Origin of the sequence: Geobacillus sp. LYN3 (assembly GCF_003064505.1) — a bacterium.
Taxonomy (GTDB): Bacteria; Bacillota; Bacilli; order Bacillales; family Anoxybacillaceae; genus Parageobacillus_B; species Parageobacillus_B toebii.
In genome coordinates this window covers 1415502-1433937 of sequence record NZ_QCWL01000001.1, presented here as the reverse complement: position 1 = coordinate 1433937, position 18436 = coordinate 1415502, and the positions used below count along the sequence as shown (strand labels likewise).

Genomic DNA, 18436 nt, shown 5'->3' with positions numbered 1-18436 from the left:
GTGAACCGGAAAACAAAAATGTTGGAAGTGCCGCTAAACCAATAATGAGCAGCCAATCAAACGAAGCGATCGGCACGGTATGAAAAATTCCCTGCAGCGGTGGATAGTAAATCACGACAAGCAATAACAATATTGATATGATGACTGCTCCAACAAGGTATATATTTTCAAGCGGATTGCGGTCAAAAATCGAGCGCTCACACCGGCAGTCAAATACATGAATAAGCTGCGCCATCACTAACGTCGCAAACGCCACCGTCTGTGCATAAACAAGCTCATGCCCGCTTCGTTCATACGCGGTCATAAACGCCGCCAACGTCACCATTCCGATGGCAAAGCCGCGACTGACAATTTTCCAGCCAAGTCCGCGAGCAAACACCCCTTCTTTCGGATGGCGCGGAGGACGTTTCATTACATTTTCTTCCGCGCGGTCAATCCCTAACGCCATCGCCGGAAGACCGTCGGTAACGAGGTTCACCCATAAAATTTGAATCGGCACAAGCGGAAGAGGCAAAGCAAGCAGCATCGCAAACAACATGACTAAAATTTCTCCAACATTGGATGCTAACAAATAGCGGATAAACTTGCGAATGTTTTCGTAAATATTTCTTCCTTCTTGAATCGCCGCTTGAATCGTTGCGAAATTATCATCTAATAACACAAGCGAAGCCGCTTCTTTCGCAACATCCGTTCCGGACCGTCCCATCGCCACACCTATATCGGCCGCCTTAATTGCCGGGGCATCGTTCACGCCATCGCCCGTCATCGATACAATATGCCCTCGCCGTTGCAATGCTTTTACAATTTTTAATTTATGTTCCGGAGAAACGCGGGCAAATACATAAATATCATCGACTACTTCTTCAAGTTCATCTACCGAAAGCCGCGACAGCGTTGGGCCGTCCATTATTTTTCCGTTCGGCGGCAGCACCCCAAGCTGCTTGGCAATCGCTTTGGCGGTAAGCACATGATCACCAGTGATCATGATTGTTTTAATGCCCGCTTCCTTGCACTGCTGCACCGCTTTTTTCACTTCTGGGCGTGGCGGGTCGATCATTCCTTGAATTCCGATAAACACGAGATTTTTCTCGGCCTCTTTTTCTGAAGTAATTCGCTCATAAGCTTGAAGCGGGCGATAAGCAATCGCAATCGTGCGGAGCGCTTGGCTCGCCATTTGATGGATGACATCTTTTACCGTCTTTCTCCATGCCGTTGTCATCATTTGCTCACGGCCGTTCCACCAAATTTGCTTACTCACTTGCAACAATACGTCTGGGGCTCCTTTTGTCACAATGAATCGTCTTCCTGCTTTATCTTTCACAATGACCGTCATCATTTTCCGGTCCGAATCAAACGGAAATTCTTGCTCCACGGTAAATTCGTTTTCGATGCGTTCTTTCGTCAATCCCGCCTTCATCGCGGCGACAAGCAAAGCGCCTTCGGTCGGATCGCCGTCAATGTAACGGCGTTTTTCTTTTTCTCTTAATTGTGAACTATTGCAAAGAACTCCAAACGTAAGCAATTGATGTAAGACTGTATCCTTTCTTGGATCAACAGGATGGCCGTTTTCATAAAATTGCCCGGATGTTTCAAGCCCTGTACCGCTGACTGAAAAGCTTTTCCCGCTTGCCCAAATATGCGTCACCGTCATCATATTTTCCGTCATTGTTCCTGTTTTGTCGGAACAAATGACAGAAGCGCATCCTAACGTTTCTACAGCCGGTAATTTGCGGACAATCGCGTTTTTCTTAATCATCCGCTGCACACCAAGCGCGAGCGCAATCGTTACAATCGCTGGCAATCCTTCTGGGATCGCGGCAACCGCTAGCGAAACACCTGCTAAAAACATTTCATATAAGCCGTGCCCTTGAATGACACCGACTGCGACAACGAGAATCGTAAGCAGCAGGGCAACAGCAATTAAAATTTTCCCAAGCTGCTCGAGCCTGTGCTGCAACGGAGTCATCACCGTTTCCGCTTCTTGAAGCAGATTCGCGATTTGTCCCATCGCCGTTTTCATTCCCGTTGCAATCACAATGCCAACGCCGCTTCCTCTTGTTACAAGGGTGCCCATGAAAGCCATATTATGTAAATCACCAATCGCAGCATTTTCGTTCATAAGCGGTGCGGCTGATTTCGCCGTTGGCACCGACTCACCCGTTAGCGCCGATTCTTCGATTTCCAGCCCTTTTGCATCAATTAAGCGAACATCGGCTCCGATTCGGTCTCCGCTTGAAAACTTGATAATATCGCCGACAACAAGTTCTTGCGATGGAATTTTCACCCATTCCCCATCGCGCAACACCGTTGCCTGCGGTGCCGATAATTGTTTCAGCGCCTCTAATGATTTCTCGGCACGCCGTTCTTGGAAAAATCCTAAAAATCCGTTCATGATGACAATAACAATGATGGCAACCGCATCGACATATTCGCCTAGCAGTCCCGAAATAACGGTAGCAACCAGCAACACAAGCACCATAAAATCTTTAAACTGATTCAAAAACAACAAAAGCGCCGACTGTTTTTTCGCTTCTTTTAACTCGTTATATCCGAACCGTTTCAGACGCTTTTTCGCTTCTTCTGTCGTTAATCCTGTAGCGATGTTCGTGTTCGTTTCCTTCGCGACTTCATTAGATGCGAGCGTATGCCATTGCATCGACGTTTCTCCCTCCTCTTCGCTTCTCTATGAAAGCTTATTCAGACATGTCCGAAAAAATGATATGATATTAATGTAAAAAATAAGCAGAAAGGTGTTTTTCCATGGCATTTGACGGAGTATTTACATACGCAATGACAAAAGAGTTGCAACAAGCGCTTGAAGGAGGGCGCATCACGAAAATTCATCAGCCGTTTGCCCACGAACTCGTATTGCAAATCCGCTCGTACGGGCGAAATTATAAATTGCTGCTGTCTGCGCATCCGAGCTATGCGCGCGTTCATTTAACGAATGAAACGTATGACAATCCGGCAGAACCGCCGATGTTTTGTATGCTTTTGCGCAAACATTTAGAAGGAAGCATCATCGAAGCGATCCGCCAAGTCGATTTCGACCGCATCATCACTATTGAGACAAAAGGGAGAAACGAGATTGGCGATATCCATACTAGACAGCTCATCATCGAAATTATGGGACGGCATAGCAACATTATTTTGATCGACAAAGATACAAACACGATTATCGACAGCATTAAACATCTTTCCCCTGCCGTCAACCGGTATCGTACAGTGCTTCCTGGCCATGAGTACATCGCGCCGCCATCGCACGGGAAAATAAATCCGCTTGAAGCAACCGAAGAAACAGTCTTGAAAAAAATTGATTTTCATGCGGGGAAATTATCGGAGCAGCTCGTTGCTGCATTTTCGGGCATTTCGCCGCTCTTAGCAAAAGAAATCGTTTTTCGCGCCGGGCTGGCGAATCGGGCAACACTTCCAAAAAGCTTTATCTCGTTGATGGATGAAGTGCGCGCCCATCGCTTTGCTCCCGCGATGTATACAAATGGGGAAAAAGAATGGTTTTACGTGCTTCCGCTTGCCCACCTGCAGGCAGAAGCAAAGCCATTTGACACGCTCAGCAAGCTTCTTGACCGCTTTTACTTCGGCAAAGCCGAGCGCGACCGCGTGAAACAGCAAGCTCACGATCTCGAGCGGTTTATTGCGAACGAAAAAGCGAAAAATGAAAAAAAGCTGATCAAGCTGAAACAAACATTAGAGGAGGCAAAACAAGCAGAACAATATCGGCTTTACGGGGAACTGTTAACCGCTAACCTGTACGCCATCAAACGGGGAATGAAAGAAATCGAAGTGATCAACTATTACGACGAAAACGGCGCGACGGTGACGATTCCGCTCGATCCGCAAAAATCGCCGTCGGAAAACGCGCAAAGCTATTTTCAAAAATACCAAAAAGCGAAAAACTCGTTAAACATCGTCCAAGAACAAATTAAGCGCACGAACGAAGAAATCGCTTATTTCAATACGCTTCTCCAGCAGCTGGAAACCGCTGCGCCGAAAGATGTAGAAGAAATACGCGAAGAATTAATCGAACAAGGGTATTTGCGGGCGCGCGCCACGAAACAAACGAAAAAGCAAAAACCGCGGAAGATCGAGCTGGATCGCTACGTCGCAAGCGACGGCACGGAAATTCTGGTTGGGAAAAACAACAAGCAAAACGATTATTTAACAACAAAACTAGCGCATAAAGACGAGATTTGGCTGCATACGAAAGACATTCCCGGCTCACACGTCGTCATCCGCAGCAAAAACCCGTCAGAGCAAACAATTGCGGAGGCGGCCAATCTCGCCGCCTACTTCAGCAAAGCGCGCCAATCGAGCTCCGTTCCCGTCGACTACACGCGCGTCCGCTATGTGAAAAAACCGAGCGGCGCCAAACCGGGTTTTGTGATTTACGAAAACCAGCAAACGATTTACGTCACGCCGGATGAGGACTTGGTGATTCGAATGAAAAAGCAATAACATAACAAATACCTCCCACGCTTCGTGTTGGGAGGTATTTCTTTATGTGAATATTTCTTCGAGATTTAATGCCAACCCCAGAAAACAAACCGATTGGACAACGCCCGTCCCTGCTTTGATATCGGCTTGTTCATATAATCCTTCCTCATTTAACGTATAAACCGTAATCGCGTCCTTCATCGGATTCACAATCCAATATTCTTTCACACCGTAGGCCATATATAAGTTAAACTTTGTCACTAAATCATGCGCCTGATTGGAAGGGCTTAATATTTCCACAATCAGTGTAGGAACACCGACATATTTCGTCTCGGTAAACCCTTTTTCACCACAAATAATGCTAAGGTCGGGAATGACCACTTTTCGATCAGGAAACTTCTCGCTAACTAACTCAATGTCTGTCGGCGCGGCAAATACTTTGCACTTTTTCCCTTTCAAATAAATTCCGAACTGCGTATGAATATTGCTCGAAACAAGCTGATGTTTAATGCTTGGGGAAGGAGTCATATACACGACGCCGTCAATATATTCCAAGCGGTCTTCGCTTTTCTCCCGCAGCGCTAAATATTCTTCATACGAAACGTTGGAAAATCGCGGTAAGGACATCATAATCCCTCTTTTCCTCTCTTATATACTTCTATTATATTACCTGCTCTCCTTAAGCAAAAGAGCGGAGCGGGATCATGAAAAAAAGAGCGCGTTCCGCTGTGCGCTCTCTTACTCGCATCCATTTTATTTCCCCCACTCTTCCGGGTTTTCCCGCCATTTTCTTAAAGTGGTGAGGTCTTGTTCTGTCACGACGCCCAGTTCGACTGCGGTTTCAATAAGTGTGTCGTAATCTGTCAGTGTATACACTTCTACGTTATTTTCCGCAAATGCTTGTTTTGCTTTTTCGAGTCCGTACGTAAAAATGGCGACGATACCAAGTACTTGACAGCCTGCTTCCCGCAATGCGCGGACGGCATTCAAAGAGCTTCCGCCTGTAGAAATTAAGTCCTCAACGACAACGACCTTTTGTCCTTTGTCGACTTTTCCTTCAATCTGCTTTCCTTTTCCATGGCCTTTTGCTTGGCTGCGCACGTAGCACATCGGCAGGTTTAGCCGTTCACTGACCCATGCCGCATGTGGAATGCCGGCTGTGGCCGTTCCGGCGATTGCTTCGACGTTGGAAAAATGTGCGCGGATCAGCTTAGTGAGCCCATCGGCGATCGCGTTTCGTACGTTCGGATACGCAAGTGTCAGCCGGTTGTCACAGTAAATCGGTGATTTCAATCCAGACGACCATGTGAACGGTTCATTTGGCTGCAGCGATACAGCGCCAATGCGGAGCAAATGTGTGGCGATTTCTTTGTTCATTCGTTTTCCTCTCCCTTCCATTCCCGTTTTAGCCGCTCGTAAGCCGCAGCTGGATTTTCGGCGCGGGTGATGCTTCTGCCGATGACGATGAAGCTTGCGCCGAGTTTTTTTGCTTCATATGGGGTGACGACGCGGACTTGATCGTTTTTTTCATCATCGGCAAAGCGAATGCCTGGGGTAACGGTCAAAAAGGCTTCTCCGCAATGTTTGCGGATAAGCGGCACTTCTTTTGCCGAGCAGACGACCCCGTCAAGCCCGCTTTGTTTCGCCAGTGCCGCATAATGAAGCACCGTTTCTTCCATTGTCCGGCCGATCCAAAGTTCGTTATGCAGCATTTGCTCGCTTGTGCTTGTCAGCTGCGTGACGGCGATGCAATATGGACGGCGCGCTCCGTTCGGCGTTCCCGCTTCTAATCCTTCGAGCGCCGCTTCCATCATCCGCGTTCCACCGGCGGCATGGACGTTGACTAAATCGACCTCTAAACGGGCCAATCCCTGCATGGCGCGTTTGACCGTATTCGGAATATCATGCAGCTTTAAATCAAGGAAAATCCGGTGTCCTTGTTCTTTTAAGCTATGAATGATCGCGGGACCTTCTTGATAGTATAATTCCATGCCCACTTTGACAAATAGCGATGTATGAGAAAATGGCTGTAAAAATGTTCGTACTTCCTTGCCCGACGAAAAATCAAGCGCCACAATAAACGGATCGTTCACCTTTTTTCCAGCTCCTTCCCATGCATTCGGAAATGTGGTCGATGCCAAGCTCATCCAACAAAACCGGCAGTTCGGCGATAATGTTCGGGCAGACAAACGGGTCGATAAAATTCGCTGTCCCAATTGCAACGGCGCTGGCGCCGGCATAGAAAAACTCAATGACATCTTCAGCAGATTGAATGCCGCCCATGCCGATAATCGGAATCGAAACGGCTTGGCTTACTTCATAAATCATGCGGATCGCAATCGGCTTAATCGCCGGTCCCGATAATCCACCGGTTCGGTTCGCCAAAATCGGCTTTGCCGTTTTCACATCGATGCGCATGCCAAGAAGTGTATTAATCATCGTTAGTCCGTCCGCTCCCGCCGCTTCAATCGCTTTCGCCATCTCGACAATGTTGGTGACGTTTGGCGAAAGCTTGACATAGACAGGCACTTCGGACACTTCTTTCACGAGCTTCGTGAGTTCTGCGGCAATTTCCGGAACGGTGCCAAACGCAATGCCGCCTTTTTTGACATTTGGACAGGAAATATTGAGCTCGAGCGCGTGAACATTTGGCGCTTTGGAAATATGTTTGGCAACCTCTACATATTCCTCCATCGTCGAGCCAGCCACATTCGCGATAATCGGAACATCAAATTGCGCAAGCCACGGCAGTTCTTCTTTCATTACTTTTTCTAAGCCAGGGTTTTGCAAGCCGATCGCGTTTAACATTCCGCCCGGCGTTTCCGCCACTCTTGGCGTCGGATTGCCAAAGCGAGGCTCTTGTGTCGTTGCTTTAATCATAATGGCGCCAAGCACGCTTAAATCGTACAGCTTTGCGTATTCACGCCCAAATCCGAAACATCCTGATGCCGGCATAATCGGATTTTTAAGCGAAAGACCTGGCAATTCGACCGCTAAACGGTTCATAACACCACCTCCCCGGCTTTAAACACTGGACCGTCGCAGCATACTTTCTTATACGCCGTTTCGCTGTTCGGCACGCGGCAGACGCAGGCAAAACAGGCGCCGATGCCGCAGCCCATCCGTTCTTCTAATGAAAGATATACTTCTTTATCTGGAAACATTTGTTCTAGTGCCTTTAACATCGGTTTCGGCCCGCACGCGTACAAGACGTCAAACGAAATCGCCCGCTCATGGATGATATCGGTGACAAATCCTTTCGTTCCGTGAGAGCCATCGACAGTGGCGATATACGTTTCCCCGAACTCTGCAAACTCCCGTTCATAAAAGACGACCTCTTTCGTTTGAAAGCCGAGCACGCTTGTGACGATAACTCCTTTTTTGACAAGCTGTTTCGCTAATTCGTAAAGCGGAGGAACACCGATGCCGCCACCGACAAAAAGCGCGCGCTGTCCTTTCTCTACGGCATCGAGTGGAAATCCGTTTCCAAGCGGACCGAGCACATCGACCGTTTCCCCTGGATGCTTTTGGGAAAGCAATGTCGTGCCGATCCCTTGTTTTCGATAAATAAGCGTACATTCCATAGCGTCTTTATCGATGCGGCAAAGACTGAGCGGACGGCGCAAAAGCGGGTCCACCTGCGAAGCTACTTTTACGTGGACAAATTGGCCCGGCTCGTTCATTTCCTTGACTAATTGCCCAGTTAACGTCATCGCATAAATGTTTTTCGCGATTTGTTCGTGACGAACGATTTTCATCTGTTCCCGTTTCATCATACGCGCACCATCCCTTGTGTCATCGCCGTTGTCGAAAACGTCATCGATTCGATGACTTGCAGCATCGCCTTCGCCGTATCCAGCGAGGTTAAGCATGGAATGCCGTTTTCGACCGCTTCACGGCGAATGCGGAATCCATCGCTTTCCGGCTGTTTTCCTTTTGTAAGCGTGTTGATGACAACTTGCGCTTTCCCTTGACGAATCACATCTAAAATGTTCGGCGATGCGGAATGGATTTTATTGACGACGGTTACCGGAATGTCCGCCGCTTTTAACGCTTCCGCCGTGCCGTTTGTCGCGAGCAGCTGATAGCCAATTTGATAGAAACGTCTTGCAAGTTCAATCGCATCTTCTTTATCTTTATCGGCAACCGTCAATAGGACAGCTCCGTATGGACGAATATGGATTCCCGAAGCAACTAACCCTTTATATAACGCTTTTTCAAATGTCACGTCTTTGCCGATCACTTCGCCGGTTGATTTCATTTCCGGACCGAGCGAAATATCGACGTTGCGCAGTTTGGCAAATGAGAAGACCGGCGCTTTCACGTATACTCCTTCGCTTTCTTGCCTCAAGCCTGTTTCATAGCCAAGTTCCGCGAGTTTCGCTCCTAAAATGACTTTCGTCGCGATATTCGCCATCGGCACATTGGTAATTTTGCTTAAAAACGGCACCGTGCGGCTTGAACGCGGATTCACTTCCAGCACGTACACTTCGCCTTGATACATAACAAATTGGATATTCAATAATCCAACAATGCGCAATCCTCTTGCCAATTTAATCGTGTAATCGACGATTTTTTGCTTGATGTCCTCCGTTAACGTTTGCGGCGGATAAACGGCAATCGAGTCGCCGGAATGCACGCCCGCCCGTTCGATATGTTCCATAATTCCCGGGATAAACACCGTTTCTCCGTCAGAAATCGCATCCACCTCGATTTCTTTTCCGATTAAATAACGATCGATGAGAACCGGGTGCTGCGGGTTCACTTTGACGGCGTGCTCCATGTAGTGCAATAGCTCTTCTTCTTGATACACGATTTCCATTGCGCGGCCGCCAAGAACATACGATGGACGAACAAGCACCGGATAGCCGATTTCCTCAGCAATCCGCACCGCTTCCTCGACGGAAAATGCCGTTTTTCCTTGCGGCTGCGGAATGCCTAGCTCCGATAACGTTTGTTCAAATTTGTCACGGTCTTCGGCGCGGTCTAAGTCCTCAAGCGACGTTCCTAAAATGCGGACGCCTCGCGCCGCTAATTCGGCCGCCAAGTTGATTGCCGTCTGGCCGCCGAATTGCACGATAACCCCGATCGGCTTTTCTAAATCAATGACATGCATCACATCTTCAATGGTTAACGGCTCGAAATATAATTTGTCCGATATGCTGAAGTCGGTCGACACCGTTTCCGGATTGTTGTTGATAATAATCGCCTCATAGCCCGCTTCTTTAATCGCCCAGACCGAATGAACGGTCGCATAATCGAATTCAATCCCTTGCCCGATGCGAATTGGTCCTGAGCCGAGCACAACGACGCTTTCTCGGTCGGTGACGACCGATTCGTTTTCGTCTTCGTACGTGCTGTAGTAATACGGCGTTTCTGATTCAAATTCCGCCGCGCATGTATCCACCATTTTATATACAGGAATGATTCCTGCTTGTTTGCGCATCTCATACACATCGCGCTCACTCTTGTTCCAAAGCTTGGCGATGGCTACATCGGAAAAGCCCATTTCTTTCGCTTTTCGCAGTACTTCGATATCCCCCTTATAGTCACGAACAACGTTTTCAAAGCGGACGATGTTTTCGATTTTGGTTAAGAAAAATCGGTCAATTTGGCTCCACTCGTGAATTTGCTCGACAGTAAATCCGCGGCGCAGCGCCTCGGCAATATAGAAGAGGCGTTCATCTCCCGCTTTGCGAATCCGCTTTTCGATTAACTCATCTGATACATTTTCGGCATCTTTAAGTTCGAGATGGTAGACGTTCGTCTCAAGGGAGCGAACCGCTTTTAACAGTGACTCTTCTAGCGTCCGTCCGATCGCCATCACTTCGCCTGTAGCTTTCATTTGCGTGCCAAGACGGCGGTTGGCCGATTCGAATTTATCGAACGGAAAGCGCGGAATTTTCGTCACAACGTAATCGAGCGTTGGTTCAAAGCAAGCGTATGTTTTTCCTGTCACCGGATTAATGATTTCATCTAACGTTAAGCCGACGGCGATTTTCGCGGCGAGCTTGGCAATCGGGTAGCCGGTAGCTTTTGACGCCAGCGCCGATGAACGGCTGACGCGCGGGTTGACTTCAATGACGTAATAATGGAAGCTATGCGGATCGAGCGCCAGCTGCACATTGCAGCCGCCTTCGATGCCAAGAGCGCGAATGATTCTTAGCGACGCGTTGCGCAGCAATTGATATTCGCGGTCGCTTAGCGTTTGGCTTGGAGCGACGACGATCGAATCGCCGGTGTGAATGCCGACCGGATCGATATTTTCCATATTGCAGACGACGATCGCGTTATCGTTGGCGTCGCGCATCACTTCATACTCGATTTCTTTATAGCCCGCGATGCTTTTTTCTAGCAAGCATTGATGAACAGGGCTTAGTTTTAACCCAGTAGAAACGATATCGATCAATTCTTCCTCGTTTTTGCAAATGCCGCCGCCAGTGCCGCCGAGCGTAAACGCCGGGCGGACGATAACCGGATAGCCGACCTTTTCCACGAAAGCGTATGCTTCTTCCAAGCTATGAATAATTTCGCTTTCCGGAACCGGTTCGCCAAGTTCGTTCATGAGCGCGCGAAATTGTTCGCGGTCTTCCGCTTTTTCAATTGCTTCTAATTTTGTTCCTAAAATTTCAACGCCGCATTCTGCGAGCACCCCCGTTCTAGCAAGCTCGACCGCCAAGTTTAGCCCAGTCTGTCCGCCAAGTGTCGGCAAAATCGCGTCCGGACGTTCTTTGCGGATAATGCGAGAAACGAATTCGAGCGTGAGCGGCTCCATATATACTTTGTCGGCAATTTCCGTATCGGTCATAATCGTTGCTGGATTGGAGTTAACTAAAATAACTTTGTATCCTTCTTCCTTTAGCGCCAAACATGCCTGTGTGCCCGCATAATCAAACTCCGCCGCCTGGCCGATGACAATCGGGCCGGAACCGATCACTAAAATCGTTTCAATGTCTTGGCGTTTAGGCATGAACGATTTCCCCTTTCTTTTTAAACTCGCGAATCATCTCAATAAACTCATCAAATAACGAGTTATCATCCTCAGGACCAGGTGAGGCTTCCGGGTGGTATTGCACCGTAAACGCCGGATAATCAAGATGCCGCAATCCTTCTACCGTGCCGTCGTTTAAAGCGATATGGGTTACTTCTAATCTTGTATGTTGCAATGATTCTTTTTTGACAGTATAGCTATGATTTTGTGAAGTGATCGCTACTTTTCCCGTCGCCAAATGCTTCACTGGATGATTTGAGCCGCGATGGCCGAATTTCATTTTTTCCGTATCGGCGCCACAGGCGAGCGCGAACAGCTGATGGCCGAGGCAGATGCCAAAGAGCGGCACTTTGCCGAGAATGCCTCGAATCATTTCGATCGCTTCCGGCACATCTTTCGGGTCTCCAGGACCGTTTGATAACATTACTCCGTCCGGGTGCAAACGTAATACATCTTCCTCGGTCGCGTTATATGGAAGCACAATCACATCGCAATTTCGTTTATTTAATTCGCGCAAAATGCCATGTTTCATGCCGAAATCAACGAGGACGATGCGATAGCCTCGCCCCGGGCTTGGATACGGGCTTTTTGTCGAGACGCGCTTCACTTGATCTCTCGGCAGTTCCGTTGTTTTCAAGTATTCGACAACCTCTTGCACGCTTGCATCTAAATCGCAGATCATTCCTTTGAGCGTGCCATATTTTCGAATAATCCTCGTTAATTTTCGCGTATCGATTCCTGATAACCCCGGGATCCGTTTTTCTTTTAAATACTGATCGAGCGTCATTTCGTTTCGCCAATTGGATGGTGAGTCGCACACTTCTTTAACAATGAAGCCATGAACATGCGGTTCAATCGATTCAAAATCATCGTGATTAATGCCATAATTGCCGATGAGCGGATACGTCATTGTTACAATTTGTCCGCAATAAGAAGGATCGGTTAAAATTTCTTGATAACCGGTCATTCCCGTGTTAAACACCACTTCTCCAACCATTTTTTCCGTGCTGCCAAACGCGTCGCCGATAAAAAACGTACCGTCTTCTAATACAAGCTGCCGTTTCATTTATTCTCTTCCTTTCTGCCAAACTAGTTTTCCGCCGACAAACGTCATCACCGGCCAACCCTTACATTTCCAACCGGCAAATGGAGTATTTTTCCCTCTGGATACAAACGTCTGTGGATCAATTGCTTCTTCGGTCTCTAAATCTATAATCGTAATATCCGCCCGCTCGCCGACAGCAAGCTTTCCAAGCGGCAAGCCGAAGCATTCAGCCGGCTTCACCGTCAGCAAATCAATCAGCTGCTTCAGTGTCAATATGTTCGTTTCGACCAAGTGGGTATAAAGGAGCGGAAACGCCGTTTCCAAACCGACAATGCCAAACGGGGCGGCATTGATTCCTTTTTGTTTTTCCGCTTCCGTATGCGGGGCATGGTCGGTTGCGATAAAGTCGATTGTGCCATCAAGCAGCCCCTCGATTAACGCCTCGCGGTCTTCTTTGCTGCGAAGCGGCGGATTCATCTTATAATTCGCGTCAGGGCCTGGAATATCTTCATCGCATAAAAGAAGATGATGCGGCGTCACTTCCGCGGTGACGCGAATTCCTGCCCGTTTTGCATCGCGGACAACGCGGACCGATTCTTTCGTGCTAATATGGCACACATGGTAGTGACATCCCGTTGCTTCCGCTAATAGCACATCACGCGCGATATGTACCGATTCGCATACGGATGGAATTCCATATAGCCCGTAGCGGTGCGCAAATTCGCCATCATGCACCACACCGCGATTCGCCAGAGTGTTATCTTCGCAATGGGCGACAATCGCCATATCTAGTGCAGCAGCCCGCTTCATCGCTTCATACATCATGCCGGCAGACTGCACGCCTACCCCGTCATCGGTAAACGCGAACGCACCCGCTTCTTTTAATGCGGCGAAGTCGGTCAGCTCTGTTCCTTGCTGGCCGACCGTAATGGCCGCATATGGAAGCACATGGACATAAGCCGTTTCGCGGATCCGCTTGCAAAGCCATTCCATTTGTTCTTTCGTATCCGGCACTGGTCGCGTATTCGGCATTGCCGCCACTGTGGTAAAACCACCTTTTGCTGCTGCCAGCGTTCCGGTGGCAATCGTTTCTTTCGCTTCGCCGCCCGGTTCGCGCAGGTGAACATGCAAATCGATAAATCCGGCTGATATCAACTTCCCTTGTACATCGATAACTTCGTCTGCTTCTTCACTGTGAAGCTTGGAGCCGATGGCGGTAATAAATCCATTTTCGATTTTTAGTTCCGTCCGTTCGATCACACCATCTTTATTGAACGACTTGCCATTTTTCAAAATAATTGCCATTGGCCATTCTCCCTTCTTCGATTGCTCGTTTTAACACAGCCATCCGCACATAGACTCCGTTTTCCATTTGCTTAAAAATGCGCGAGCGTTCCGATTCAACAAGGCTGCTTTCAATTTCGACATCGCGATTGACTGGCGCCGGATGCAAAATAATGCTGTTTGCTTTCATCTTTTTCGCCCGCTTTATCGTCAGTCCATAGCGCTCATGATACTGTTCTTTTGTCAGCCCCATTTTTTCCGCGTGCCGTTCATGCTGGATGCGCAGCAGCATGATGACATCCGCCTCCGCTACCGCTGTATCAATATCTACATACGTACCATATGGATTTGCTTCATCTTTCCATTCTTCGGGACTCGAAAATAACACCTTCGCTCCGAGTCTTGTCAGCACTTCGGCATTAGAGCGGGCTACGCGGCTGTGACGAATATCCCCGATGATTGCTGCAGTCAGCCCGGCAAATGTGCCAAACTCCTGCCGGATGGTGAGCAAATCTAAGAGCGATTGCGTCGGATGATGCCCGCAGCCGTCACCAGCGTTAATGATGGGAGTGCGGACCGTATGACGAAGCTCTTCAAAATACGCATCTTGCGAATGACGAATAACAAGCGCGTTTACCCCGATCGCCTCAAGCGTGCGGACCGTGTCGTACAATGTTTCTCCTTTTTGTACGCTCGACATATCGGCATCAAACGGAATCACGTGAAGCCCTAGTTTCCGTTCCGCCATTTCAAAGCTGCATTTTGTCCGTGTGCTTGGTTCAAAAAACAAATTGGCGATAAACATCGGTTCAGGCGGACGCCAAAAATGTCCTTTTCTAAATTGCTCCGCATCCTCTAATAATCGGATAATTTCCGTGACGGACAGTTCAGATAATGTAAACAAATGTGCCATCGTTTTCTCTCCTTTGCTTGATTTCTCATAAAAAAACACCCTGCCTAGAGACAGGGTGTTACACAGTTCGCAAAAAGGGACCAGAAAGCAACTTTCGTCTTTCCAGACAACGATCTACCTTTTTCCTTCTCGTCGTAACACCCTTTTAAGTCTCTCGGGACTTAATTAAAAGGTGCAGTTATGCCACATGATCGTTACTATTTTCTTTTACTTCGAACATATTTTCGTTTACTTCCGGGCGCCCCGGTAAAATAAGGTTTAAGAGGACACCAATAATTGCCGCAAGCGCCATACCTTGAATTTGGAATTGTTCTGTCACTTTTAACACCGCGCCGCCAATTCCAATGACTAAGATAACAGAAGAGATGACTAAGTTGCGTGTGTCTCCAAAATCGATGCGGCTATCGACAAGCATGCGCAAGCCCGAAGAGGCGATAATTCCGAACAACAAGATCGACACGCCTCCCATCACCGGGGTTGGAATCGAGCTAATAAGCGCCGTTACTTTTCCGATAAATCCAAAGATAATCGCAATCATCGCCGCGCCCGCTAACACGTAGACGCTATAGACCCGTGTAATCGCCAATACTCCGATGTTCTCGCCGTACGTTGTTTTTGGCGGTCCGCCGATAAGCGCAGAAATCATCGTCGCAGTACCATCTCCTAAAATCGAGCGATGCAAACCTGGTTTTTGAATTAAATCGCGTCCGACAACTTTGCTTAACACAAGCTGGTGTCCGATATGTTCGGATAGCGTCACTATCGCGACTGGCACCATTAGCAGCACAATATCCCACGTGATGTGAACTGGATAATCGACAAATGGAAGGAGAAAATCCGGCATTTCAAACCATTTTGCTTCCACGACTTTCGAGAAATCAACAACCCCGACAATAAGCGCGTATACATAACCAACGATAATCCCTGCTAGCACTGGGACTAAACTGAGCATGCCGCGCAAGAAAATAGAGCAAACAATCGTTGCCGCAAGCGTGACAAGCGCAACCGAAAAGTATGTGAAACTGTATTTTCCATCCGGGTTGTTCATCGCCATATTCACAGCGGTATTCGCCAATCCAAGACCGATTACAATGATCACCGGTCCGACGACAATTGGAGGCAATAGCTTCATAATCCACCGGTAGCCAGCCTTTTTAATGACGAGCGCCACAATGCCATACACAAGTCCTGCCAGAAAGCTGCCGATCATCGCCGCTCCTGGCCCTCCCGCTGTTTTCGTTGCAATAATCGGAGCGATGAAAGCGAACGATGAACCGAGGTATGCAGGAACCTGCCATTTCGTGATCATGAGAAAAGCAAGCGTTCCGAGCCCGCTGGAAATGAGTGCGATCGACGGGCTTAATCCAACTAAATAAGGCACTAAAATCGTCGCCCCGAACATGGCGAACAAATGTTGTAAACTAAGGGTTAACCATTGCATCGGCGATGGCCGGTCTTGAATATCTAACACAGGTTTGTTCATCGTAAAAACTCCTTTCTTCTTTTGCATAAAAAAACCTCTTTGCCCTTGAGGGTGCAAAGAGGGTACAGAGATAGTCCGAGCCTATCTTTCCGTCCCTTTTGCAGCCTCTCGGGACTGCATTTAAAAGGGATTGCTTTTATTTTTCATGAATGCTGACTTGATCCAACTGATCGACTTCCGTCAACTCAACGACAATCAATTCGGAGCTTGATGTTGGAATGTTTTTGCCGACGAAATCAGCGCGGATCGGCAGTTCGCGATGGCCGCGATCGACAAGCACCGCAAGCTGAATTTGCGCCGGGCGCCCAAGGTCCATCACCGCGTCCATCGCCGCGCGCACCGTTCGGCCCGTAAACAATACATCATCCACTAATATTACTTTTTTATTCGTCACATCAAACGGTACATCCGTTCCTTTCACTAGCGGCTCGTGGTCGATCGTTTTTACCGTTAAATCATCGCGATACAATGTAATATCTAATTCACCAACAGGGACTGCTTTTCCTTCAATTTGTTCAATCCGTTCCGCTAATCGTTTTGCTAAATAAATGCCGCGCGTTTTAATGCCGATAAGCACACAGTCATCAATGCCTTTGTTGCGTTCGATAATTTCATGGGCAATCCGCGTCAATGCGCGGCGAATCGCTTGTTCGTCTAATACGACGGCTTTTTGCATGCCATTTCACCTCCATAAAAAAATCCTCCCGCCCAGGAAGCGAGAGGAACCGTTCACGCGTACAGAACAAGACATACTGCGCCTTACGTTATCATATTGATATTGATCCGATCCCTTCTCAGCCTCACAGGACTGAATTTAAAGGTTCTTATTCATTTGACCTTATTGTACGTTTTCTTTGTCTAGTTGTCAATCACCTTTTCGCAACAATTGTAAAAGATGCTCAAACTCAGGCGGAAGTGGCGCCTCAAACTCCAAATATTCTCCAGTGCGCGGATGGGTAAATCCGAGCACTCCTGCATGTAAAGCCTGCCCGTCAATTGGCAGCGTCTTTTTCGGTCCGTATTGCGGATCGCCCGCTAACGGATAGCCAATATATTTCATATGCACGCGAATTTGATGGGTTCTTCCTGTTTCTAATTGGCATTCGACAAACGTATAGTGGCGAAAACGTTCTAACACACGGAAATGAGTGACCGCCTCTTTTCCGTTTTCTTCTGTTACCGTCATCTTTTTACGATCTCGTTTATCGCGGCCGATCGGCGCGTCAATCGTGCCGTAATCGTGTGGAATTACTCCATGAACAATCGCTTTATATTTTCGCGTCACCGTTTTTTTCACAAGTTGATCGACAAGCGACTGGTGCGCCATATCGTTTTTGGCAACCATCAATAATCCAGATGTATCTTTATCAATGCGATGCACAATACCCGGACGAAGCACTCCGTTAATGCCTGATAAATCGGTGCAATGGGCAAGCAAGGCGTTTACGAGCGTGCCGCGCATATGCCCTGGTGCTGGGTGAACGACCATGCCGCGCGGTTTATTGACAACAAGAACATCAGCATCCTCGTAATAAATATCTAACGGAATATTCTCTGGCACGACATGAAGCGGCTCCGGTTCCGGAAGGCGAACGACAACGACATCGCCGGCTGAACTCTTGTAATTCGCTTTGACATGCTGATCGTTAACGGTGACAAGCCCATCTTTTATCCATTGCTGCACTTTGGAACGAGACCATTCTTCATTTAATGCTGCAATCACTTTATCAATTCGTTCATTGTCGTATTCCGCATCAATATGAAATTGAATAACATCCATTACCGATTCTCCTTTTCTGTTTTTCCAGCAAAAAACGTTTTAATAAAGACAAGCGCTACACCGATACAAAGCGCGGAATCAGCAATATTAAACACTGGAAAGCTATATGTGCCAATGTATGTATGAATAAAGTCAACGACTTCTTTGCGGAAAACCCGGTCAATAAAATTGCCGATCGCTCCTCCAAGCATAAGGCCCAAAGCAATTCCAAACAACCGCTCTCCGCGCGGCAAACGCTGAATATAGACGACTAACCCAATGACAACGATTACGGTAATCAAATAAAACAGCCAAAACTGCCCTTGTAAAATACCCCATGCCGCTCCGCGGTTACGATGTGAGGTGATATAAAGCACGTTCGGAATGATCGGAATACTTTCACCAAGCTGCATATATTTTACAACGAGCCATTTCGTCCACTGATCGATGGCGATGACCGCCAGCGCAATGATATAGTATATCACCATATCCCCCCACTCACGTATATC

The 18436-nt window shown here is 47.9% G+C and carries 15 protein-coding genes; 1 reads left to right on the top strand and 14 read right to left on the bottom strand.

Features of this window, described 5'->3' with window-relative positions; translation table 11 throughout:
* A partial coding sequence (locus DCC82_RS07500) for a calcium-translocating P-type ATPase, SERCA-type (protein ID WP_108430298.1) occupies positions 1-2656 on the bottom strand: 2656 nt, incomplete at its 3' end.
* A 104-nt stretch (positions 2657-2760) separates the two neighbouring features.
* Between DCC82_RS07500 and DCC82_RS07495 the strand changes: the two genes are divergently transcribed.
* Complete coding sequence (locus DCC82_RS07495; protein WP_097354299.1) at positions 2761-4473, top strand: Rqc2 family fibronectin-binding protein; 1713 nt, start codon at positions 2761-2763, stop codon at positions 4471-4473.
* A gap of 42 nt (positions 4474-4515) precedes the next feature.
* On the opposite strand, the gene DCC82_RS07490 is transcribed toward DCC82_RS07495, so the two are convergent.
* The 13 genes from DCC82_RS07490 to lspA form a co-directional block, all read right to left on the bottom strand.
* On the bottom strand, positions 4516-5079 hold the full coding sequence (locus tag DCC82_RS07490) for a Uma2 family endonuclease (RefSeq protein WP_015863387.1): 564 nt from the start codon (positions 5077-5079) through the stop codon (positions 4516-4518).
* A gap of 126 nt (positions 5080-5205) precedes the next feature.
* Entirely contained in the window at positions 5206-5829 is a 624-nt protein-coding gene (gene pyrE / locus DCC82_RS07485) for an orotate phosphoribosyltransferase (protein WP_097354298.1), read from the bottom strand.
* The gene (gene pyrF / locus DCC82_RS07480; RefSeq protein ID WP_097354297.1) at positions 5826-6545 is read right to left on the bottom strand and encodes an orotidine-5'-phosphate decarboxylase; all 720 of its coding nucleotides are present in this window, start codon (positions 6543-6545) and stop codon (positions 5826-5828) included. Before pyrF ends, pyrE begins: the two co-directional genes overlap by 4 nt.
* Entirely contained in the window at positions 6517-7458 is a 942-nt protein-coding gene (locus tag DCC82_RS07475; RefSeq protein ID WP_097354296.1) for a dihydroorotate dehydrogenase, read from the bottom strand. The genes pyrF and DCC82_RS07475 overlap by 29 nt, the downstream gene beginning before the upstream one ends.
* The gene (locus DCC82_RS07470) at positions 7455-8228 is read right to left on the bottom strand and encodes a dihydroorotate dehydrogenase electron transfer subunit (RefSeq protein ID WP_097354295.1); all 774 of its coding nucleotides are present in this window, start codon (positions 8226-8228) and stop codon (positions 7455-7457) included. The genes DCC82_RS07475 and DCC82_RS07470 overlap by 4 nt, the downstream gene beginning before the upstream one ends.
* Complete coding sequence (carB, locus tag DCC82_RS07465; RefSeq protein WP_097354294.1) at positions 8225-11422, bottom strand: carbamoyl-phosphate synthase large subunit; 3198 nt, start codon at positions 11420-11422, stop codon at positions 8225-8227. Before carB ends, DCC82_RS07470 begins: the two co-directional genes overlap by 4 nt.
* Positions 11415-12509, bottom strand: coding sequence for a carbamoyl phosphate synthase small subunit (locus DCC82_RS07460; protein WP_015863381.1), 1095 nt, complete (start codon positions 12507-12509; stop codon positions 11415-11417). Before DCC82_RS07460 ends, carB begins: the two co-directional genes overlap by 8 nt.
* A complete protein-coding gene (locus DCC82_RS07455; RefSeq protein WP_015863380.1) occupies positions 12510-13793 on the bottom strand; it encodes a dihydroorotase in 1284 nt (427 codons plus the stop codon).
* A complete protein-coding gene (locus tag DCC82_RS07450; RefSeq protein ID WP_015863379.1) occupies positions 13756-14685 on the bottom strand; it encodes an aspartate carbamoyltransferase catalytic subunit in 930 nt (309 codons plus the stop codon). Before DCC82_RS07450 ends, DCC82_RS07455 begins: the two co-directional genes overlap by 38 nt.
* A 178-nt stretch (positions 14686-14863) precedes the next feature.
* Complete coding sequence (locus DCC82_RS07445) at positions 14864-16168, bottom strand: solute carrier family 23 protein (RefSeq protein WP_097354929.1); 1305 nt, start codon at positions 16166-16168, stop codon at positions 14864-14866.
* Between the two features lie 136 nt (positions 16169-16304).
* Positions 16305-16844: a bifunctional pyr operon transcriptional regulator/uracil phosphoribosyltransferase PyrR gene (pyrR, locus tag DCC82_RS07440; RefSeq protein ID WP_015863377.1), complete on the bottom strand. Its 540-nt coding sequence runs from the start codon at positions 16842-16844 to the stop codon at positions 16305-16307.
* A gap of 189 nt (positions 16845-17033) precedes the next feature.
* Positions 17034-17948, bottom strand: a complete 915-nt coding sequence (locus DCC82_RS07435) for an RluA family pseudouridine synthase (protein ID WP_015863376.1) — start codon at positions 17946-17948, stop codon at positions 17034-17036.
* The gene (lspA, locus tag DCC82_RS07430) at positions 17948-18415 is read right to left on the bottom strand and encodes a signal peptidase II (RefSeq protein WP_015863375.1); all 468 of its coding nucleotides are present in this window, start codon (positions 18413-18415) and stop codon (positions 17948-17950) included. The genes DCC82_RS07435 and lspA overlap by 1 nt, the downstream gene beginning before the upstream one ends.
* Between the last annotated feature and the right edge of the window lie 21 nt (positions 18416-18436).